The organism is Nitrosospira sp. Is2, from assembly GCF_033095785.1.
Taxonomy (GTDB): domain Bacteria; phylum Pseudomonadota; class Gammaproteobacteria; order Burkholderiales; family Nitrosomonadaceae; genus Nitrosospira.
This window is the reverse complement of the sequence record NZ_CP137134.1, coordinates 1,094,051-1,113,913: the sequence shown is the minus strand read 5'-3', so window position 1 is coordinate 1,113,913 and position 19,863 is coordinate 1,094,051. Positions and strand designations below refer to the sequence as shown.

21 protein-coding genes are annotated in these 19,863 nt (G+C 54.6%); 7 read left to right on the top strand and 14 right to left on the bottom strand.

Going from position 1 to position 19,863, the window contains the following annotated elements; genetic code table 11:
• Positions 1–184 precede the first annotated feature (184 nt).
• Entirely contained in the window at positions 185–2,404 is a 2,220-nt protein-coding gene (locus R5L00_RS04885) for a UvrD-helicase domain-containing protein (protein ID WP_317653618.1), read from the top strand.
• Positions 2,405–2,424: 20 nt separating this feature from the next.
• Here R5L00_RS04885 and R5L00_RS04880 read toward each other — a convergent pair whose 3' ends face one another.
• The 4 genes from R5L00_RS04880 to R5L00_RS04865 all read right to left on the bottom strand — a co-directional run bounded on the left by R5L00_RS04880 (position 2,425) and on the right by R5L00_RS04865 (position 5,369).
• Positions 2,425–3,147 carry a BPSS1780 family membrane protein gene (locus R5L00_RS04880; RefSeq protein WP_107693795.1) on the bottom strand — a complete coding sequence of 241 codons (723 nt, stop codon included), beginning with the start codon at positions 3,145–3,147 and terminating at the stop codon, positions 2,425–2,427.
• 51 nt (positions 3,148–3,198) lie between these two features.
• Positions 3,199–4,149, bottom strand: a complete 951-nt coding sequence (locus tag R5L00_RS04875; RefSeq protein WP_107693796.1) for a homoserine kinase — start codon at positions 4,147–4,149, stop codon at positions 3,199–3,201.
• Positions 4,150–4,214: 65 nt separating this feature from the next.
• Complete coding sequence (locus tag R5L00_RS04870) at positions 4,215–4,583, bottom strand: DUF2782 domain-containing protein (RefSeq protein WP_107693797.1); 369 nt, start codon at positions 4,581–4,583, stop codon at positions 4,215–4,217.
• A 57-nt stretch (positions 4,584–4,640) separates the two neighbouring features.
• Positions 4,641–5,369: a TIGR00730 family Rossman fold protein gene (locus R5L00_RS04865; RefSeq protein ID WP_107693798.1), complete on the bottom strand. Its 729-nt coding sequence runs from the start codon at positions 5,367–5,369 to the stop codon at positions 4,641–4,643.
• Positions 5,370–5,391: 22 nt separating this feature from the next.
• Between R5L00_RS04865 and polA the strand changes: the two genes are divergently transcribed.
• The 5 genes from polA to rplS all read left to right on the top strand — a co-directional run bounded on the left by polA (position 5,392) and on the right by rplS (position 10,471).
• Entirely contained in the window at positions 5,392–8,127 is a 2,736-nt protein-coding gene (gene polA / locus R5L00_RS04860; RefSeq protein ID WP_317653614.1) for a DNA polymerase I, read from the top strand.
• Between the two features lie 305 nt (positions 8,128–8,432).
• Positions 8,433–8,696 carry a 30S ribosomal protein S16 gene (gene rpsP / locus R5L00_RS04855; protein WP_091139203.1) on the top strand — a complete coding sequence of 88 codons (264 nt, stop codon included), beginning with the start codon at positions 8,433–8,435 and terminating at the stop codon, positions 8,694–8,696.
• Positions 8,697–8,718: 22 nt separating this feature from the next.
• Positions 8,719–9,231 carry a ribosome maturation factor RimM gene (gene rimM / locus R5L00_RS04850; protein WP_107693897.1) on the top strand — a complete coding sequence of 171 codons (513 nt, stop codon included), beginning with the start codon at positions 8,719–8,721 and terminating at the stop codon, positions 9,229–9,231.
• A gap of 2 nt (positions 9,232–9,233) precedes the next feature.
• Positions 9,234–10,013 carry a tRNA (guanosine(37)-N1)-methyltransferase TrmD gene (trmD, locus tag R5L00_RS04845; RefSeq protein ID WP_107693800.1) on the top strand — a complete coding sequence of 260 codons (780 nt, stop codon included), beginning with the start codon at positions 9,234–9,236 and terminating at the stop codon, positions 10,011–10,013.
• 50 nt (positions 10,014–10,063) lie between these two features.
• Entirely contained in the window at positions 10,064–10,471 is a 408-nt protein-coding gene (gene rplS, locus R5L00_RS04840; RefSeq protein ID WP_107693801.1) for a 50S ribosomal protein L19, read from the top strand.
• A gap of 79 nt (positions 10,472–10,550) precedes the next feature.
• On the opposite strand, the gene R5L00_RS04835 is transcribed toward rplS, so the two are convergent.
• The 3 genes from R5L00_RS04835 to R5L00_RS04825 form a co-directional block, all read right to left on the bottom strand.
• Positions 10,551–11,144, bottom strand: a complete 594-nt coding sequence (locus R5L00_RS04835) for a c-type cytochrome (RefSeq protein ID WP_107693802.1) — start codon at positions 11,142–11,144, stop codon at positions 10,551–10,553.
• A 104-nt stretch (positions 11,145–11,248) separates the two neighbouring features.
• Entirely contained in the window at positions 11,249–11,728 is a 480-nt protein-coding gene (locus R5L00_RS04830) for a DUF411 domain-containing protein (RefSeq protein ID WP_317653610.1), read from the bottom strand.
• Positions 11,725–12,186, bottom strand: a complete 462-nt coding sequence (locus tag R5L00_RS04825) for a cupredoxin domain-containing protein (RefSeq protein WP_107693804.1) — start codon at positions 12,184–12,186, stop codon at positions 11,725–11,727. The genes R5L00_RS04830 and R5L00_RS04825 overlap by 4 nt, the downstream gene beginning before the upstream one ends.
• Before the next feature lie 438 nt (positions 12,187–12,624).
• On the opposite strand from R5L00_RS04825, the gene R5L00_RS04820 reads away from it, so the two are divergent.
• A complete protein-coding gene (locus R5L00_RS04820; RefSeq protein WP_317653609.1) occupies positions 12,625–13,812 on the top strand; it encodes a hypothetical protein in 1,188 nt (395 codons plus the stop codon).
• Positions 13,813–13,881: 69 nt separating this feature from the next.
• On the opposite strand, the gene R5L00_RS04815 is transcribed toward R5L00_RS04820, so the two are convergent.
• The 7 genes from R5L00_RS04815 to R5L00_RS04785 form a co-directional block, all read right to left on the bottom strand.
• Positions 13,882–14,214 (bottom strand): DUF167 domain-containing protein, encoded by a 333-nt coding sequence (locus R5L00_RS04815; protein ID WP_317653608.1) that lies wholly within the window; start codon positions 14,212–14,214, stop codon positions 13,882–13,884.
• Between the two features lie 115 nt (positions 14,215–14,329).
• Entirely contained in the window at positions 14,330–14,902 is a 573-nt protein-coding gene (locus tag R5L00_RS04810) for a YggT family protein (protein WP_317653606.1), read from the bottom strand.
• A gap of 31 nt (positions 14,903–14,933) precedes the next feature.
• Positions 14,934–15,746 (bottom strand): pyrroline-5-carboxylate reductase, encoded by an 813-nt coding sequence (proC, locus tag R5L00_RS04805; RefSeq protein ID WP_107693898.1) that lies wholly within the window; start codon positions 15,744–15,746, stop codon positions 14,934–14,936.
• 136 nt (positions 15,747–15,882) lie between these two features.
• Entirely contained in the window at positions 15,883–16,704 is an 822-nt protein-coding gene (gene mutM, locus R5L00_RS04800; RefSeq protein ID WP_317653604.1) for a bifunctional DNA-formamidopyrimidine glycosylase/DNA-(apurinic or apyrimidinic site) lyase, read from the bottom strand.
• A gap of 150 nt (positions 16,705–16,854) precedes the next feature.
• Entirely contained in the window at positions 16,855–18,210 is a 1,356-nt protein-coding gene (locus R5L00_RS04795; protein WP_317653602.1) for a GldG family protein, read from the bottom strand.
• A 3-nt stretch (positions 18,211–18,213) separates the two neighbouring features.
• Positions 18,214–18,957 (bottom strand): ABC transporter permease, encoded by a 744-nt coding sequence (locus tag R5L00_RS04790; RefSeq protein ID WP_107693809.1) that lies wholly within the window; start codon positions 18,955–18,957, stop codon positions 18,214–18,216.
• A gap of 4 nt (positions 18,958–18,961) precedes the next feature.
• Positions 18,962–19,711 carry an ABC transporter ATP-binding protein gene (locus R5L00_RS04785; RefSeq protein ID WP_317653601.1) on the bottom strand — a complete coding sequence of 250 codons (750 nt, stop codon included), beginning with the start codon at positions 19,709–19,711 and terminating at the stop codon, positions 18,962–18,964.
• Positions 19,712–19,863 lie beyond the last annotated feature (152 nt).

The window sequence follows — 19,863 nt, the reverse complement described above, 5'->3', positions numbered from 1 at the left end:
TTACTAGTTCGAGCGCCCGAATAAGTTCCGTGCTCTGGTGATTTATTCCGGCTCCCGGACTATATGCATCGAATTTCTGCTGCTTGACTTTATCGGGATCACTATAAACCTGTTATCTCAGTAGCGCTTCCCCAACCTTCGCTGATGATAAGTCCTGCATCCTTCTGCCGGACGGCCTGCCTCAATGTCTTCTCTACTTTCGGCACTTAATCCCGAACAGCTCGAAGCTGTAACCCTTCCGCACCAGTCCGCGCTGGTGCTGGCTGGCGCGGGTAGTGGCAAGACTCGCGTGCTGACGACGCGTATCGCATACCTGATACAGGCTGGACAGGTCAGCCCCCACGGTATATTGGCGGTTACGTTTACCAACAAGGCGGCGAAGGAAATGCTCACCCGGATTTCCGCCATGTTGCCAATCAATACCGCCGGTATGTGGATAGGCACTTTTCACGGCCTCTGCAACCGGCTCTTGCGCGCACATCACCGGGACGCAGGACTGCCACAGGCGTTTCAGATTCTTGACTCCGCCGATCAGCTGGCAATCGTCAAGCGCGTCCTGAAGGGTCTGGGCGCCGACGACGAGAAGTTTCCGCCCCGGCAAGTTCAGTGGTTCATTAACAATGCGAAAGAAGAAGGGCTTAGAGCGTCCCATGTTGAAGCCCATGATGATTTTACGCATAAGATGGCCGAGTTTTATCTCTCTTATGAGCAGCAATGCAACAAGGAAGGGGTCGTTGATTTTGCTGAGCTGCTATTTCGCAGTTATGAATTATTGAGCCGTAATGAAATCGTGCGCGAACATTATCGCAGCCGCTTCCATCATGTTCTGGTGGATGAATTTCAGGATACCAGCCAACTGCAATACCGATGGCTGAAGCTGCTCTCAGGCGAGCGCACTGCCGTATTCGTTGTTGGCGACGATGATCAGAGTATTTACGCGTTCCGCGGTGCCAACATAGGGAACATGAAGGAGTTTGAGCGCGACTTTGGTATCCCGAAAATCATCAAGCTGGAGCAGAACTATCGTTCGCACGGCAATATACTTAACGCTGCCAATACGCTCATCCGCAACAATGGAGGGCGACTCGGCAAGAATCTGTGGACTGCGGAAGGCCAGGGCGAACCCATCAGGGTATATAACGCACCCACGGATATCGACGAGGCCGCGTTTATCCTAAATGAAGTGAAATCGCTGCGCGCGGAAGGGGTGGCGTTATCGCAGATAGCCTTGCTTTACCGTTCGAATGCGCAATCGCGAGTACTGGAGCATGCTCTGTTCAACGCCTCCTTGCCTTACCGCGTCTACGGCGGCATGCGTTTTTTCGAACGGCAGGAAATCAAACACGCCTTGGCATATCTTCGGCTGACAGCCAATCCCGACGATGATAACGCGCTACTCCGTGTCGTAAATTTCCCGACGCGGGGCATCGGTCTGCGCAGTCTGGAGCAGCTTCAGGACGATGCCCTGCAGCAAGGGGCGAGCCTATGGACGGCGATGTTGAAGAAATGCGGGGCCTCAGCGACTTCGATGCAGGATTGGGCATCCGAAACAGGTATGGATCGGAAGACCGGTAAAGCCAGGAAAGGAGTTGAAGGTTTTGTCGCGCTGGTCGAATCCCTGCGCCAGGTTCGAGAACAACTGTCGTTGCCGGAAATTGTGGAACACGTGCTTGAACACAGCGGGTTGCGCGCACACTATCGCGGCGAACGCGAGGGAGCCGAACGGTTGGAGAACCTGAATGAATTGATCAATGCTGCTACCAGTTTCGTGCACGAATCTGAAGACGACAGCCTCCTACTGTTTCTTAACCATGCGTCCCTCGAAGCCGGCGAACACCAGGCTGTCCGGGGTGAAGACGCGCTGCAGTTGATGACGGTACACTCAGCCAAGGGGCTTGAGTTTCATAGTGTGTTTCTGAGCGGGTTGGAGGAAGGGCTGTTTCCGCATGATAACAGCCGCAACGAAACAGGAGGGCTCGAAGAGGAACGGCGTTTAATGTACGTCGCGCTAACACGGGCCCGGCGGCGGTTGTATTTGAGTTTCGCTCAAAGCCGCATGCTGCACGGTCAGACCCGATATAACATTCCCTCGCGGTTTTTGCAGGAAATTCCGGAAGGCCTGCTCAAGTGGCTGCAGCCACTGCAAAAAGCGGCCATTGGTAATCGCGTATCAGCTTCAAGTGGCTTTTCGCCTAGGCAGGGTATTCGAACTCAGGAATCGGCTCCCCGTGACTCAGCCGCCGCCCGTTGGCGAGTTGGGCAAAATGTGATTCACGCCAAGTTTGGTGCAGGTGTGATCATCAATTGCGAGGGCAGCGGTGCGGACGCACGCGTCGAGGTGAAATTTGGTCGCGCCGGCACCAAGTGGCTGTTGCTTGAATACGCTAAATTGGCTCCGGCCTGAACCGGACAGGATAACCTGTCTTACGTTGCTTCGGTCGTGTCTACGAAGATTTCCCTGAAGCTTATGTAAATCGAGGTAAATAACGTCGGCACCAGTATAAATAGTCCCAATCCATAGGGCATGGCAGCAAGGATCGTCAGCAGCACCAGTATTACCGCATAAATCTGGAACGCGACGATGTTCTTCAGGCATGCGACAAAGCTCAGCCGCATTGCTTCTAGCGGGGGCATGTCGTAAAAGATTACCAGCAGAGGCGCAAACCATGCAGCCATCATCAACGGGATGGACAGCGTCAGCGCTACAAGAGATGCTGACAACATGTCCCCTGATACGCTTTTCAGCTCATTCTCATCCACTCGCTTTCCTTCCAGCAGCAGACCCATCAGCACGTCACCGCCGACCAGCATGAATACGCCCAGGATCAGCACCTGTCCCACCAGATAAATTCCGCCTATCGTAATCAGCGAAGCGGTGTTGTGTCGGAATCCCGCAAACAGATGGGAAAACTCGAGCCCCCCGCCCTGTTCCAGGCTCCTACAGCCAATCATCAGCCCCGCTAAAAAAACCGGCGATAGCAGTGTAAATATAAATTGTCCCGCCATAGGGATGAGCGACAGGGTTGCGGCGATGAGTAGCAAGGTGGTGCACAGAATAATCCACCCCAACGGAACCTTGCGGAACAGGGCGAAGCCGTGGACAATCCATAACCATCCGTGTTTCGCATCGACTTGCGTGACTTGCATTTTTTTCTCCGTTAGAGCGTGGCCGGTGGAACGTCGACGGGGCCGTTGCGCTCAAACCCAAACCTCAAACAACCGGGACTGTGATGCTGCATGGTTTTTCAGTATGTGCAGGAAGTGTGAAGGGTCTTTGACATGCGTCAGTTCTCCGGCCCGGGGCAAATGAAAATCCTGTAACCGTGATACCCAGAACCGCAAGGCTGCGGCACGCAGCATCAGTGGCCAGGCCTTGTGCTCAACTAGGGTTAGGGGGCGCGTCGCATGATAGGCAGCAAGCAGCGATCGCGTTGATCGTGGGTCCAGTTCTCTCTCGTCGTTCAAACACCAGTCATTAGCCGTGATAGCCAGGTCGTACAGCAAAACGTCGTTGCACGCGAAATAGAAGTCTATGACACCCCCCATGGCCCCGTCATTGAACAGCACGTTATCCCGAAACAGATCAGCGTGGATCACTCCTCGCGGCAGATTTTCAAGGCGATAGAGGGATTGGAAACGCAACTCTTCCTTGAGAACTTCGGCCTCTTCCGCAGCGAGAAAGGGCATGACATCGATTGCCGCGGTTTTCCACCATTTGGGTCCACGCGCATTCTCCATCTTTTCAGGGTAGGAAATGCCGGACAGATGCATGTTTGCCAACAGTTCGCCCACCTCCGCGCAGTGCGCGGCAGTGGGCTGTTCCTGCGATTTTCCCGGGAGGCAGGTAACGATGCTGGCTGGTTTACCGTTCAGTTCCCCGAGGAATTTATTGTCGAGGTCCGCCACGGGGCTGGGGCAGGGAATGCCACGGCGTGACAGGTATGACATCAAATTCAGATAGTAAGGCAGCTCGGCCGCAGTCAGTTTTTCGAATAAAGTGAGAACGTACTTGCCATGGCTGGTGGTGACGAAATAATTGGTGTTTTCGATACCCGAAGAGATACCTTCCAGATTGATGAGTGTACCGAGGGAGTAGTTTCTTAGCCAGGCAGAAAGCTGATGTGGGGTGACGGTAGTGAAAACGGACATGAGCGATAAAAAAGGGAGGGCAGAAGTCTAACAGATGAAAATCTGCCGCTGCCCTTTATGAAAATTTAAAACTGGTGTATCACCCACATTGGAGGGCGGACGTTCTGATCAAGGCCGCCGGTGCTATGGCTAGAAAACGTGCCGTCGCCCTGATTGTCTATCAAATAATACGGCAGACCAATACGAGGCGTTACCTTGATCATGTAGAGGCGACCGTTTATCCGGTATTCCTCGATCTTGTCCTCACCTCGCTTGGTAATGGTAACTTGCGGCTCAAGCGAAGGGTCGTCCTCATCCCCGGCGCCCGGCGACGGCAAAGGCAACGCTGGTGGTTCCGGCACTTCAGGCAGCGGCCGCAGGTCCTTGGGCTGGTTGGACTGCGCTGCTGCAGGTAATGCAACGCTCAATAACAGTGCAAGAACGATGCGACGCATGGCGCCTCCCGGCAGGGTAAGGGTCAATATCCCATTCTATCCGAAATGTCACCTCTATTATAGATTGAGTTGGACCTCCCGTTCGGCTGCGGACGGTTCAAACCCGCGGGATTCATAATACTTGAATATCGCATCCACAACCTCCGCGGGCTCATCAATCACCTGCATCAAGTCCATGTCCTCCGGCGCGATCACGCCTTCGGTAATAAGCACCTGCCGGAGCCAATCCAGCATGCCCCGCCAAAAATCCGAACCGACAAGAATAATAGGCATTCTTCGCGTCTTGCCGGTCTGCACCAGCGTGAGTGCTTCCATAAGTTCATCCAGAGTTCCGAATCCACCGGGCAGGACGACGTATGCAGTCGCCAATTTGACGAACATATACTTGCGGGCAAAAAAATGGCGGAAAGTCTGACTCACGTCCTGATAGGCATTTCGGCGCTGTTCATGCGGGAGCTGGATATTGAGACCGATGCTGGGCGAATCCCCGAAATAGGCGCCTTTGTTGGCCGCTTCCATAATACCCGGGCCGCCGCCCGAAATGACCGCAAAACCCGCATCGGATAAGAGACGCGCGATCTGCTCGGCTAATTTATAGGTAGGATGATCCGGAAGCGTGCGCGCGCTACCGAAAATACTTACTGCGGGTTTAATCGAATTCAGGCGTTCCGTTGCCTCGACAAATTCTGCCATAATCCCGAACACACGCCATGACTCCCTCGCCGACCATGTTTTTTCCCTGAAATCGGCTGTCATTGTATGGGCTAATTTATCTTCCGCGCTCATTGGAAACCTTTGGACGTTTTAAATGGAAACACTATTGCTTGTTGACGGTTCATCGTACCTGTACCGCGCTTTTCATGCTCTGCCAGATTTCCGTAACCGCAACAATGAACCGACGGGCGCTATTTATGGCGTGCTCAACATGCTGCGCCGTTTGCATAAGGATTACCAAGCCGATTATAGCGCGTGCGTATTTGACGCAAAAGGCAAGACCTTCCGCGATGATCTTTATGCGCAGTATAAATCGCATCGCCCTCCGATGCCGGACGATCTTGCCGCACAGATCGGTCCGCTCAACGAGTGCATAAAAGCAATGGGCTGGCCGATGCTGATCGTGGAAGGCGTGGAGGCGGATGATGTCATCGGGACGCTGGCTAAACAGGCCGAACGGGAGCACATGCGCTGCATCATTTCTACCGGCGACAAGGACATTGCGCAGCTGGTCAACCCGCAAGTCACGCTGGTCAACACCATGACGAACGAAAGGCTCGACGAAGCTGCCGTGATTGCAAAGTTTGGCGTGGCGCCAATGCGCATGCTCGATTATCTGGCATTGGTGGGCGACGCTTCCGATAACATCCCGGGCGTCGACAAGGTGGGGCCCAAAACAGCCGTAAAGTGGCTCACCAAATACGGCGATCTCGACAACCTTATCGTTCATGCAAATGAAATCGGTGGCGCCGTAGGAGACAATCTGCGCCAGGCCCTGGATTGGCTGAGTCAGTCGCGCCAACTGCTCGCAATTAAATGCGACGTTGCATTGCCAATGAGCTTGCGTGATCTTGCGCTGCAACCGCAGGACGCCGCAAAGTTGGCTGAGTTGTATGAACGCCTGGAGTTTAAAACCTGGTTGCGCGAATTGACGCAGGAACCAGATGCAAAAGAGCCCGGCGGCATCGCATTCTCGGAGGACGCCCAGGAGGCGAGCGCGAAGCGGACATATCACGATGTCGTGCGAGGGGATTATCACACTATTTTTACCCCTTCCCAACTCGATGAGTGGATCGAACTTCTAAATGCCGCGCCAGTGGTTTCTCTGGATACGGAAACGACGGGGCTCGACCCAATGCAGGCGCAACTCGTGGGCATCGCGTTTTCGATCAAGGCTCATCAGGCTGCTTACCTGCCGCTCGCGCACTGCTATGCAGGCGCACCGCCGCAATTGCCCATCGGCATGGTGCTGGACAAGCTCGGGCCGTGGTTGACCGATTCGACCATGCCTAAGCTGGGGCAGAATCTCAAATATGATATGCATATATTTGCCAACTATGGCATTCAATTGAAAGGCATAGTACATGACACATTGTTACAGTCTTATGTACTCGAATCACATCGGCCGCACGATATGGATAGCCTGGCCTTGCGACATCTCGATGTCAAAACGATAAGCTACGATGAGATCACCGGTAAGGGGGCGAGTCGGATATGTTTCGATCAGGTGGACATCGAACGTGCATCGCAATACGCGGCTGAGGATGCGGACATTACGCTGCAGCTTCACCAGGACCTTTATCCGCAAATTGCCGAGGAAATAAAGCTCGACTATGTTTACAGTGCGCTCGAAATGCCGGTGATGGAAATATTGTTTGAAATCGAGCGCAACGGCGTGCTTCTGGATTTGCAGCTACTGTCGGTTCAAAGCCGCGAGCTTGGTGAAAAGATGCTGGCGTTGGAAGATCGGGCGTGTGCGATCGCGGGACAGCCTTTCAATTTGAATTCAACCAAGCAAATTCAGGAGGTTCTGTTCGAGAGACTCAAGCTGCCCGTGCTGAAAAAGACCCCCGGTGGCGTGCCATCGACCGACGAAGACGTGCTTCAACGGTTGGCACTGGATTACCCTTTGGCAAAAGTCCTGCTCGATTACCGCGGCGTTGCCAAGCTCAAATCGACTTATACCGATAAGCTCCCCCGCATGGTGGACGCCGCTACGGGGCGTGTGCATACCAATTATGCACAGGCCGTGGCGGTGACGGGACGGCTTGCCAGCAATGAGCCCAATCTGCAGAATATTCCCGTTCGAACGGCTGAGGGTCGCCGTATACGAGAGGCATTCATCGCCTCTCCCGGTAGCTGCCTGGTTTCGGCTGATTACTCGCAAATTGAGCTCCGCATCATGGCGCACATTTCCCAGGACGCAGGCTTGCTCAACGCCTTTGCGGCAGGCGAGGACATACATCGCGCCACCGCTGCGGAAGTGTTCGGGATTCCGCTGGAAATGGTAAGCGGGGAACAGCGTCGCTATGCAAAAATCATTAACTTCGGCCTGATCTATGGTATGTCGGAATTCGGATTGGCCTCGCAGCTCGGCATTGACCGCACTGCCGCGAGAGCATACATGGATCGGTATTTTGCACGCTATCCGGGCGTCGCCAATTACATGAGGGACACCAGAGAAACGGCCAGGAACACGGGCTGGGTGGAAACCGTGTTCGGGCGCAGGCTGTGGCTGGCCGAAATAAATAGTTCCAACGGCATGCGCAGGCAGGCGGCGGAGCGGGCCGCGATCAACGCGCCAATGCAAGGCACCGCCGCAGATATCATCAAACTCGCCATGATTGCGGTCCACGGCTGGCTGATGCGCCAAAACCTCCGTAGTAAACTTATCATGCAGGTCCACGACGAACTGGTATTGGAAGTGCCGGACGATGAACTTGAGATGGTCAAATATCAATTACCCAAGCTTATGGGCGACGTCGCCAAACTCGACGTCCCGTTATTGGTAGAGGTTGGTGTCGGGCCCAACTGGGAACAGGCACACTAGGAAGCTTCTGAACAAGTCCTTCGCTGGGGGGCTGCTTTGTAATGCTCTCCTAATTAATAAGGTATAAGGGATCAGCGTGCGCCGTCGCCTGGCGCGCAGCCATCCCGCAAAGTCCGCCATCGTAGGGAACCTTCGAACCAGTTCTTACGTGCGCGACCCTCGAATTTTGCTTTTGCTACGGATGTGCTCTAGTCGGCTTCTCCCCACGTTCGTCAGCGGAGCGGACGGTATTTATAACTTGCTAATAACGTAAAAATTGCCGTAAAATCACACCCTTTTCGGTTTTGAACCCTCATAGGGCACATATGGTTACTATTCGACTCGCGCGTGGCGGCGCAAAGAAACGCCCGTTTTTCAACCTGGTAGTAGCTGATTCTCGTAATGCCCGTGATGGCAAGTTTATTGAGCGTATCGGTTTTTATAACCCCAGGGCGGCTGAAGGGGAAGAAGCGTTGCGTGTTCAGCTGGATCGCGTTACATATTGGCAATCGCAAGGTGCTCAGCTATCTGATACTGTGACGAGACTTGTCAAAGATTTTGGCGCGAAGCAAAAAGCCGCAGCAAGCTGAACCCCCCGGACCAGCAGAACTGATCGTCGTATTGGGCCGTGTTGCCGGGCCCTTCGGAGTATCAGGCTGGATCAGGATTTTTCCATATACGGAAAATGTAGATGGGTTGCTGGACTACCCGGTCTGGTGGTTAGGCACAGGCAACGGCGATTGGCGTAAGCATAGAGTACTTGCGAGCGAGGTCCACGGAAGTATCCTGGTTGCTTTACTTGAGCAATACGATGATCGTACAGCGGCAATGCAGTTGAAGGGATTGCAGGTTGGCGTTCCTCGCAGCCAGTTGCCAGTCTTACCCGAAAGCGGTGAGCAGGGGTACTATTGGTCAGACCTGATGGGCTTTGGAGTCGTTAATGTGCTTGGTGAAGAGCTGGGAGTCGTGACCGGGCTACTGGAAACCGGCGCCAATGACGTCCTTCAAGTGCGAAGCCCGAGAGAAGGCGACGCAGAAAGACTGATTCCTTTCATTCCTGAGGTAATTGTCAAGGTGGACTTGAAGGCGGCGCGAATCACGGTAGACTGGGGCCTGGACTACTAGTCATGGCTTTTGAGTTTGATGTCGTCACGCTTTTCCCTCAAATGTTCGAGGCGATTACGAAGTACGGCGTTACCGGACGGGCCAGCACAAACGGAATTTATCGCTTACATACCTGGAACCCGCGCGAATTTACGGAAGATAATCATCGTACCGTGGATGACCGGCCCTATGGTGGGGGTCCGGGAATGGTGATGCTGGCGGAACCCCTGGAAAGGGCCATAACGGCGGCAAGAAGCCGCCAAAGTGTAAATAGCCTCGGTACCGTGAGCGCCCCGAAGGTGGTGTACCTTTCCCCGCAGGGACGCCCGCTGAATCATCAGGTGGTATTGGAGTTATGCGAGTTACCTGCCCTCGTACTGCTTGCCGGACGCTACGAAGGCGTAGATGAGCGCCTGATCGAGCGGCAGGTGGATTACGAAATTTCTATCGGGGATTATGTACTCTCCGGCGGTGAACTGGCCGCCATGGTTTTGATAGATTGTATGGTACGGCAAATGCCCGGCGTGCTCGGGGACCCTGAATCGGCCAGCCTGGAATCCTTCACCAACGGGTTGCTTGATTTCCCGCAGTACACGCGGCCCGAGGTTTACTACGGTACTGTGGTACCCGACGTGTTAATGTCTGGACATCATGCCAGAATAAAACGCTGGCGTTTGCAACAGTCTTTGGGCAGGACATGGCTGAGACGCCCGGATTTGCTGGCGTTGAAAGTCGAGAGCGGCCTGACCGGCGAGGAAAAAAGATTGCTGGAGGAATTTCAGCGATCCTACGGAATCAATTGAAAGCAGCAGCAACCGAGGAATATAAAGCAAAAAAGCTAAGGAGTAGAAAAATGAATCTGATCGAACAACTTGAGAGCGAAGAAATCAGCCGTCTGGGTAAAACAATCCCGGACTTCTCCACCGGGGACACCGTTGTGGTTAACGTCAAAGTGGTAGAAGGCGACCGCAAGCGTATTCAGGCTTATGAAGGCATTGTCATCGGAAAACGCAATCGTGGTCTGAATTCCGCTTTCACTGTGCGTAAAGTGTCCAGTGGAGAAGGTGTCGAACGTACTTTCCAAACTTATTCGCCACTGATCGCCAGTATTGAAATCAAGCGGCGCGGCGACGTGCGCCGAGCCAAGCTGTATTACTTGCGGGACCGTTCGGGCAAATCTGCGCGTATTCGGGAAAAGCTGCCAGCCCGAGCTGCCGTGAAGAAGGAAGAGAAGGATGTGCGTAAAGCCGAGCCCGCCTAAGCGTTGTTAAACCTCTGAACAAGTTTTCCATCCCATGGGACTTGTTACAGAGGTTTTCGACTCAGGGCGCTGGTTAGCGTCATTTTTGTTTCGGCTGCGGCTTTTGTTCAATTTCCTTCAGCCAGATATCATACACGTCGTCTGGCCACAGTGATTTGATCCACACAATCACATCATCGATCTGCTGATTCGTCAATTTTCCATCCCAGGGTGGCATGCCCCCGGGACCTGGGCTACCTTCCCGAATCATTTTTTCCAGCGTTTCGGTTGAGTGATGCCACGCATGGGCGCTACCGTCCAACGGCGGTGGCGGATATCTGCCGTCGGGCCCGGGGGTCCGCCAACCTGGCGTGGATTCCCCATTTGACCCGTGGCAACTCGCGCAGTTGGCACGATAGACAGCCTCACCACGCTTGATCTTTTCCGGATCCAGCTTACGCGCCGCCAGGTTTTTCGGCTGTTCCACCGGAGCAGTAGCTGAAGGCGCCGTTTCCTTAACAGTGGTTTCCGACTCGACAGCGGAAGAGGACGGCTGGGCGGGTGCCGCTGGCACCGCTGGTGCTGCAGGCGCTGATGTCTCTGCGGGGGCCTTTGAAGGTGCGGGGGACTTGGACTCGCCGCATGCAGCAATAATTCCGGCCATGCCGATCAGCAGAAAAAAACGAATGTTCATGAGGATAGCCTTTACGGTTGGCCCGTCGGCGGGATGTAACGAATGCGACGGGCCAAGTTCTTTTTATTCAACGCGACGAGAGCAGAGAGGAGATTGCAATCCTCTCATTTCAGTCTCATCATGGATTCTTTCGGATCGGAAGGAAGGTGGCGGCTGTATACGCTCGTATCGCCCTGTTTATTGATCAACAGCACGTCATAAGGATCGCTGCGCGCGCCTTCCATACCAGGAGAGCCATGGGGCATACCCGGTGCGGTAAGGCCAATGGCCCGTGGACGCTCTTTCAACAATCGCTTGATATCCGCTGCGGGTACATGACCTTCAACCGCATAACCGTCGATCAGGGCGGTATGGCATGAACCCAGCGTCGTAGAAATGCCGGCGCGCTCCCGTGCCTCTTTGTTACCCACATCGTGGGTGTTCACAGTGAAGCCGTGCGCGCGCATATGGTCTACCCATTTTGCGCAGCATTTGCATGTGGAGCTTTTGTAGACCTCGACCGTCGTCGGAGCGGCCTGCGTGACCGCCGGCAAACCGCTGATGAGAAAGGATCCTGCTAGTAATACATGTTTTGCTATTTTCATTTGGCTTCCACGTTGATTGTTCCTTTCATGCCGGGAAAGTTCATGCCCTTGAAGTGGCCTGGCAACGGGCAGGCGAAACTGACGGTGCCCGCATCGGCGAAGTGCCATACCAGTTCGCGAGTGTCGCCAGCGTTGACGCTGATCATATTGGGCTCGTCATGGTGTTCCTTCTCAGGGTGTTTTTTCATCATTTTGCCATGCTCATCGATTTCGTCAGGTGAGCCGATCATCATCTCATGCTGCTTTTTGCCTTCATTCTTAAGCAAAAATTTAATTGTTTCTCCCTGTTTCACGCTTATTTCAGAAGGCTTGAAACGGTTTTCCACCATGGTAATCTCGATGGTGCGGGAGACCTTTCCCGGATCGCCGGGGCTGCCTACGCCGTCTTCGGCCAAGGCCCCTGTCCAGTTCCCGGTCAAGATGAAGGCGGACGCGATCAAGATCAAAATCTTTTTCATGTGATCCTCCTCTCTGCAGATCTGGCTTTCCCTGTTGCCGCACCTGAAAATATAGCGCAAATATAGCAAAAAATCGCCCGTCCGCCCAATTTAGTGCAAAATGTCGAGTTGAATCGAGCGCTTAAACTAGAGCAAGGGGGCTCAATCATCGAGACATTGAGTTCACAGGCTGGGCATATGTCCGATGCAGCGATCGAATGACTGGCACGGTTAAACAGGTAAACAGGTTTATGGCCTCGTCTTGCCGGTAGGTAATAGACCAGAGAGGCGCTGGCGGAGTTCCAGCTGGTCCCCCACGATGGATCGAACACTGTCCGAGCACGCCCAAGCATTGCTCCTTCATATAAGCAGCGAGTGATGTCGGCCGTTTCAGCCGCTATCTTTCGCCTGGCGTCGTTTCGTTTGATAGCCCCAAAGCAGATTTGGAAAAGAGGGTACATGCCTTTATTTTATGCGCTGCTTTATCTGATCTCCGCGATGGCGTTGTCCGGCTGTGCATCACCCATAGCACTCAACCGGGCAGTCTCCGCCTATGACGAGGCCATTACGAGTGCGGCATCTAAGCAATTGCTGGCGAATATCGCGCGGGCCCATCATCACCAGCCCCTACATTTCACGGGTGTATCGAACGTTGCGGCAACCTTCGATTTTCGCTTCAATGCCGGGGCCACGCCTGCGCTGGGGGGGCTCGCCGGAGCAGTATTGATGCCGATTTTTGGCGCCACTGTCGCTGAAAATCCCACCATCAGCATTGTCCCCATTGAAGGAGAAGAATTCACCAAGCGGCTTCTAGCCCCGTTTCAGCAAGCCAAGCTGACGCTGTTGCTTCGTCAGCGCTACGACATCGACCTGCTGCTGAGACTCATGGCGCAGGAAGTACGCCTCCAACAGCCCACCGAACGGATTGCCTATCGAAATCTGCCCTCCGATTCACAGGGGTATGAGATGTTCCGTCGCGTGGTGCTGCATCTTTCCGCTATCCAGGACCAAAACCAGCTTCATGTCGAACCCTTGACCCTCGAACGCACGTGGATCATTCCCGCCGGGGCAGTTACCGCTGAGGGTTTTCAGGTTCTGGAGAAAGAGTTTTTTGTCCTCTATAACAAACAGGACAATACTTATACGCTTCGCAAAAACGTGCCGGGCCCGATCCTCATCACCAATTATGATCCAAATACCTTACCTTCCGAGGAACGCATCCGGTTAAGCAACGAGGCAGGAAACACGAACACCAACGATGTCGCCTTCGACATCCGCCCCCACGGTTCAGGAGGGGAATGGCCCATTCGGGGAACTTTCCGGCTGAGAAGCTTCCAGTCCATTCTCGGCTTCCTCGGCCGTTCCCTCGGCGACGAGCCCGAGTACCACGTCGAGCGAGACCCGCGCACTCCACCCATTGCACGAAACGAAAACCCGGTCTCCACGATGGAACTCGTTGTTTCCGACTCGGCGCTTCCGGGTGCGGATCTGTCAATTCATTCGCATAATCGTCACTACGCGGTAAACACCACCGGACCGCTCGCCCGCTGGAACCGCGACGCCTTCCAGATGTTGTATCTGTTGTTTCAGATGACGATTACCGATTTACCCCGCACGGGTGTCCCCAGTATTACGATTGCTAAATAAGCCGGGACTTATTGCCGGGTTCGGCGCCGACGCGAGGGATGCCGAAACGCTATGAAATGATCGCGGGAATTAATTCGTATTCCCATCGTGGATTTGACGGAACAGGACTTCGGGGCCCCCTACAGCTTGGTTAATCTCGATCACCTTGCGCCGTGACTTGTTTCCCTGCTTGAGTATGACCTGACATTGCGGCACGCCAAATACTTCGGCCAGAAACGCCATCAGCGCGGCGTTAGCCGCCCCTTCCACCGGCGCCGCAGCAACTCTGATTTTCAGCGCGTCGCCATGCAATCCCGCTACTTCCGTTCGTTTCGCGCCGGGCTGTATGTGCAGAATGAGGGTAAGCCGGCCACCGCGGGGATGGCTGCGACACCATGCGTTATGCGCAGGAGATGACGTCATGCATTAACATAGCGTGGCTACGACTGTTCACGTGGGTTTAACTATTTTCGCTTGCGAGGATAGGGACGGGAGCGTTAAGCGTTTGCGTTCACTTGAGATTAAATCAAGAGCCGAGTTAAAACAGGTGGGAGATTTGTCTCTCCATCCCTGCTACGACAAACAGCAACAGTTGAATAATCACTAAAACAAATAACGGAGACAGATCTATATTAGCGATTGGCGGGATGCGCGCGCGGATAGCTCCGAGAAACGGTCGGGTGAAACTGTCGAGTACCGGTGCCAGCGGGCTGTAGGGATTGATCCAGGAAAGTAGTGCCTGCGCGATTATCGCTACCATTATGATATAAATCGTCATCTTGATAATCGCTACCAGCGCCAGGAGCGCAAGCCCGCCGATGGCAATCCCGATAGAAGAGCTGAAGTCATAACCCTGCAGCGTTCGAACTGCCGCCAGTAAGAGTAATTGGATAAGCCATGCCAGCAGAAAAGTGGCGAGATCCATTCCCCGGAAGCCGGGAATCACGCGGCGGGCAGGCCGTACCAGAAAATCGGTCAGTGCGATAAGGAATGGCGAAAATGGGTTGCGGTGGGGTGCGCGCAGCAACTGCATCAGGAAACGCAGCAGCAATGCCAGAGAAAATAATCCCAGCAAGGTGTCGAGGAGAAATATAAGCATCTGGTTGAGCATACGTAATCCTCAAAGCAACAGTGAATGGATTTTATTTATTGCCGAACTCATCGGCCAGTTCGCGTGAGCGCTGGCTTGCCGCATGCGCTGCCCGGACAATTGCGCGTTTGACTCCGTCTTGCTCCAAATTCGCTATCGCGCGCTCAGTCGTGCCGCCGGGCGACGTGACCCTGGCGCGCAGCACGGCGGCATCTTCGCTGCTCTCACTGGCAAGTCTGGCCGCGCCGAGAAAGGTGTCAACGCTCATCTGCCGCGCCTGAGCCGGGGTTAAGCCCAATTCACGCGCCGCAATCTGCATTGCCTCGATAAAATAGAATACATAAGCCGGACCACTGCCGGAGATTGCGGTCACCGCGTCCAGCAATTCCTCGCTCTCGACCCAGAGCACAGAGCCTACCGCTCCAAGTATGGCCTCGGCGTTGCGTTTCTCCTCCACGGTCACCTCGGCCCTGGCGTAGAGGCCGGTAACGCCCGCTCGAATCAATGCCGGAGTATTGGGCATGGCCCGCACGACGCGAGTATGACCCGCCAGCCACCGGGAGATGTCTCCCGCGCGAATACCGGCGGCGATAGAGATAATCAGATGGTTTTCAAGCAGCGGAGCGAGTTCCCGGGCCACGGTGGGCAGTTGCTGGGGTTTTACAGCGAGGACTATTACGTCGCCATGGGCTACACCCTGGGCAAGGCTGGCCACCGCTTGCACGTTAAATGCATGCTGTAGTTTTTCTCGTCCCTCAGGGCTTATTTCGACGACGCAAAGCTGGATGGGCGAAAAATCCTGCTGCAAGAGGCCGCTGATCAAGGCGGAAGCCATGTTGCCCCCGCCGATAAAAGTAATGCGCACTGTAATCCCTTTTTTATTAGGCACCTTGGAGGGCAATGAGATACGCCGATGGCGGCATAAGCATCAATAGATGCAAACGATGCAGGGGTGAGAAAGGTTCATCACGATACAGAGAAAATGCGGTACTCCCTCTGGCTCATTTTTGACAATGCGGACAATAGAAACTTGAGCGCTGTCCTTGCCTTATTTGGGAGATGGCTGTCCCGCACTTGCGGCAGGGCTTGCCGGTACGGCCATACACCCAGTACTGCTGCTGAAAATATCCCGGATTTCCCCCGCTATCAACAAAATCGCGCAAGCTGCTGCCGCCCGCTTCAATCGCCAGATCGAGCGTGACCTTTATCGCTTGCACCAATCTTTCGCATCGGGTTGCTCCCAGCCGGCCCGCAGCGGTCATGGGAGCAATGCCCGCGCGAAAAAGCGCTTCATTAGCGTAAATGTTCCCCACCCCTACAACGATGTGACTATTCATCAACACCTCCTTGATGCTCGCGTGCCGCCCCCTGGTTCTCCTATACAGCAGGGTTCCGGTAAAGCCTTCCGTGAGCGGCTCGGGCCCAAGCTGCGCCAACAACGCATGGTTCATCACGTCTGGATACGCCCAGAGTATCGCGCCAAAGCGCCGCGGGTCACGCAGGCGCAGAACCACGCCATTATCCAGAACCAGATCGGCATGGTCATGCTTTTCCGGCGGCGTAATTGCGCTGGGCGGCAGCAACCTGAGACTGCCGGACATACCAAGATGCAGGATCAACGTCCCCTCGCCGCAATCCAACAAGATATATTTTCCGCGCCGCGTTACCTGGTGAATTTCGGCACCCCGGAGTGTTTGGTCCAGATCAGGAGGGACCGGCCAACGCAGATTGGGATTTCTTATCTGCGCCCCCGCTATGCGACGGCCTTCCAGATGGGATACGATCCCCCGCCGGGTGACTTCGACTTCAGGTAATTCAGGCAAGTGAATAGTCCGCAAATATAAACTGAGAATGTAAACCGAGTTTCGAGCGGCATCTCAGCAGTGTCCTTAAACTCATGGACTCATGGTCAGCCGGCATTCGCAAGCGACCCGGCCTTTCCTCTCTTCATGCTGAAACGGAGGGCAGGGAGTTCATTTCCTTCGCCGGTTCCACCAGATCATTGCGCCGCTTGTCAGAAAAATCAGCGGCAAGACGATCAGAAAGCTCCAGGCTATCATCGTCAGCGCGGGTTCGGCCAACTGCAGATTGCTGTCGAGTGTCGCTCGAGGCTGAATGGCGATGAGATCGTCATCGGCCGCCAGCCAATTGAGGACATTAATGCCGAAATCCAGATTCTTTCCGTAGCCGAGATAGGCGTTAGCAAGAAAATGGCCGCTACCGATCACGACAATCCGCTGCTCGTGGTCCTGCACGGTGCGGCTCATTGCAGCGGCGATCGGGACAGGACCGGATACATCATACATCGGATCGAAGGCGAGGCCGCTATCGAGCTTACCGGTTTCCACCCATCCGCTTTGCGCTGTTTCCACAAGGGCAACACTGTGCCAATCCTCGCTCTCATTGAGCGCAATCTGGCGGGCAAAGGGAAAGATGGTAGGGTAGTCGAAATTATTGGTGACCGGGTGCTGGGCATAGCTCGCGCCCCGCGCAAATGTAACAGGGGTTCTCAATTGCTGGGCTTGAGGGTCAACCACGACTCCCGCAGTCAGAGTCAGTCCCAGTCTCTCAGCCAGCGGTTGCAACCCATGCAGCGGTTCCTGGTCCACAAGCCACAAAAGATTACCACCTCGTTCGACATAAACAAGCAACTTTTCTACCGTTCCCTCTGACAGGTCAACTTGCGGTAAAGTAATAATCAAAACGCTTGTATCCACGGGTAAGTCCCCAATAATCGCCGGGTTGTTTACGCGGACGGTGAAGCCCCTGGACGTTAATTGCTTGCCGAATTCTCCGAGATCGCGACTGGCGATGCCGTCGAGCCTGCGCTCCCCATGTCCGGCGAGACCCATTACCCGTTTATCGCCGAAGCGCGCCAGGCGCATCAGTAAATTTGTCAGCGCCTGTTCGTCGAATGTTGCCAGACGTTCCTGCCTGCCATTAAATTCCACCACTGTCTCGCCGTTGACCTGGACACCCGCTGCTTGCGCGCGCTGCGGGTGCTCGTCCGGATCAACGAAAGTAATGGTCAGATCGGGTTTGATGCGTTGATAGAGCGCGAGGAAGTCACCAATTATCTTGGATATGTTTCCCAGTTGCGCATCCTGTGCCGTCGCATAAACGGTAATCGCAATGGGACCGTTCATGTTTTTCAGCACGTCGATCGAGGCCGGGCTCAGACTGTTGCGCGCGTTGTGGCTGACATCCCACTGAATTCGGTTTTCCCATGCCAGATAACCCAGCAGACCCGCGAGCGCGGCCACCAGCGCCAAAAACAGGCCACTCTGCACCAGCCAGTGCCAGCGCCGCTTACTGTTCATCGCGGACATGGCTCAACCATGCAAACGCTCGCCATCCAGTCTGCGGATAGACAGCACCAGAAAGATCAGAGTGAAAATCGCAAAGTACGCAAGATCAAAACTGTCGATCATGCCGCGATTGAAGTTTGCATAATGAGCGAGCAGCGAGAGGTCGCGGGCGATGCCGTCGGTGCTCTCGGCGGTAACATTATCCACGACCCAGAGGCCCAGCAGGACGCCCAGCGTGCCCGCACCGGCTGTGGCAGGTTGAGCACTGAGGCATGAGATATATAAGCCGAGAGCAGTGAAGCAGGCGGATATCAGGCATAATCCGGCGATATTGCTCAGTAACAGGCCAAAATCAAGCGAACCGCCCAATAGCAGCGAAACGGATAAAGCGACAACCAAAGCAATTATGGTGCTGAAGAAGATCATCAGCCCGAGAAATTTACCCAGCACGATGTCGCTTATCGAAACCGGGGCGGAGATCAGGAATGTCAGGGTTTGGTTACGGCGTTCTTCGGCGATAAGGCGCGCGGTCAAGAGCGGGGTCGCGGTCAACAGCACGACGGCAGCCATTGCAGATAATGGCGCGACAATCATTTCGGTGACCCCGGGGGGATTGGCAATCCTGATCAGTTGCGGCTGAATTTGGAGAAAAGTATCGAGATGCGCCAGAAAAACCCATGCCAAGACCACCTGCGCCAGCGCCAATATCACCCAGGCCAGCGGCGAGCAAAACAGTATTTTTAATTCCTTTTGAGCGATCGTGAACATCCGATCAGGCGTCTTCAAAACTGTCCGAACCCATTGTGGAACGCAGGAACACTGCCTCCAGGCCGATGCCTTTTTCTTTCAGCATCGCGATGCAGCCCGTGAATACCGTTCGGCCCTCGTTAACAATTTGCACGCGGTCGCATATGCTTTCCACTTCGGGCAGGATGTGAGTGGAAACAATGACGCTGCGCTCTGCGCCGAGTTCACGGATAAGGCTTCGGATCTCGCGTATCTGGTTAGGATCGAGTCCCGCGGTGGGTTCATCGAGGATGATTACATCTGGATCGTGGATGATTGCCTGAGCGATTCCGACGCGCTGCTGGTAGCCCTTGGACAGCAAGCCAATCAGGCGTTCGCCTGTGCCGCGCAGCCCGCACCGCTGGGTAACCATGTCGAGGGCGGACGAAGCTTTTGAGGTGTTTACACGATGCAGTTTTGCTGCAAGCCGCAAATACTCGTTCACCGTTAACTCCCGGTAGAGTGGCGGTGTCTCGGGGAGATATCCCATCCGGATCTTGGCTTCTTCTGGCCTGTCCATCAAATTGATCCCGCATATTTCGATACTGCCCGTGCTGGGAGCGAGGTTGCCGGTTAGCATGCGCATGACAGTCGACTTGCCCGCACCGTTCGGGCCAAGAAACCCGAGCACTTCGCCATGGCCGAGTTCCAGATCGAGATCATGGACGACTATACGCCGGCCGAATTGGCGGGATAAGCCGCGAGCAAGAATGGCAGGCTTGATTTGTCCGGTCATGACGTGACCTGCGAAGAGTCCAACTTACAGCATATCGAGCTCATTTATCACATCCTGCTCGCATTGCCGCGCTCACTACGAGAGCGAAGGGCGGAACTTTGATTTTAGGGGGCTGCCTATAAACCTGGAGGATCATCCGTATCGGTGTCCAC

Excerpts from the sequence above, each read along its gene's own strand:
- rplS (WP_107693801.1), top strand. The coding sequence starts at position 10,064 with ATGAATCTGATCGAACAACTTGAGAGCGAAGAAATCAGCCGTCTGGGT.
- R5L00_RS04820 (WP_317653609.1), top strand. The coding sequence starts at position 12,625 with ATGCCTTTATTTTATGCGCTGCTTTATCTGATCTCCGCGATGGCGTTG.
- R5L00_RS04835 (WP_107693802.1), bottom strand. The coding sequence starts at position 11,144 with ATGAACATTCGTTTTTTTCTGCTGATCGGCATGGCCGGAATTATTGCT.
- R5L00_RS04865 (WP_107693798.1), bottom strand. The coding sequence starts at position 5,369 with ATGAGCGCGGAAGATAAATTAGCCCATACAATGACAGCCGATTTCAGG.
- R5L00_RS04870 (WP_107693797.1), bottom strand. The coding sequence starts at position 4,583 with ATGCGTCGCATCGTTCTTGCACTGTTATTGAGCGTTGCATTACCTGCA.
- trmD (WP_107693800.1), top strand. The coding sequence starts at position 9,234 with ATGGCTTTTGAGTTTGATGTCGTCACGCTTTTCCCTCAAATGTTCGAG.
- polA (WP_317653614.1), top strand. The coding sequence starts at position 5,392 with ATGGAAACACTATTGCTTGTTGACGGTTCATCGTACCTGTACCGCGCT.
- R5L00_RS04810 (WP_317653606.1), bottom strand. The coding sequence starts at position 14,902 with ATGCTCAACCAGATGCTTATATTTCTCCTCGACACCTTGCTGGGATTA.
- R5L00_RS04795 (WP_317653602.1), bottom strand. The coding sequence starts at position 18,210 with ATGTCCGCGATGAACAGTAAGCGGCGCTGGCACTGGCTGGTGCAGAGT.
- R5L00_RS04815 (WP_317653608.1), bottom strand. The coding sequence starts at position 14,214 with ATGACGTCATCTCCTGCGCATAACGCATGGTGTCGCAGCCATCCCCGC.
- R5L00_RS04880 (WP_107693795.1), bottom strand. The coding sequence starts at position 3,147 with ATGCAAGTCACGCAAGTCGATGCGAAACACGGATGGTTATGGATTGTC.
- rpsP (WP_091139203.1), top strand. The coding sequence starts at position 8,433 with ATGGTTACTATTCGACTCGCGCGTGGCGGCGCAAAGAAACGCCCGTTT.
- R5L00_RS04825 (WP_107693804.1), bottom strand. The coding sequence starts at position 12,186 with ATGAAAAAGATTTTGATCTTGATCGCGTCCGCCTTCATCTTGACCGGG.
- R5L00_RS04885 (WP_317653618.1), top strand. The coding sequence starts at position 185 with ATGTCTTCTCTACTTTCGGCACTTAATCCCGAACAGCTCGAAGCTGTA.
- R5L00_RS04790 (WP_107693809.1), bottom strand. The coding sequence starts at position 18,957 with ATGTTCACGATCGCTCAAAAGGAATTAAAAATACTGTTTTGCTCGCCG.
- R5L00_RS04875 (WP_107693796.1), bottom strand. The coding sequence starts at position 4,149 with ATGTCCGTTTTCACTACCGTCACCCCACATCAGCTTTCTGCCTGGCTA.
- R5L00_RS04830 (WP_317653610.1), bottom strand. The coding sequence starts at position 11,728 with ATGAAAATAGCAAAACATGTATTACTAGCAGGATCCTTTCTCATCAGC.
- R5L00_RS04785 (WP_317653601.1), bottom strand. The coding sequence starts at position 19,711 with ATGACCGGACAAATCAAGCCTGCCATTCTTGCTCGCGGCTTATCCCGC.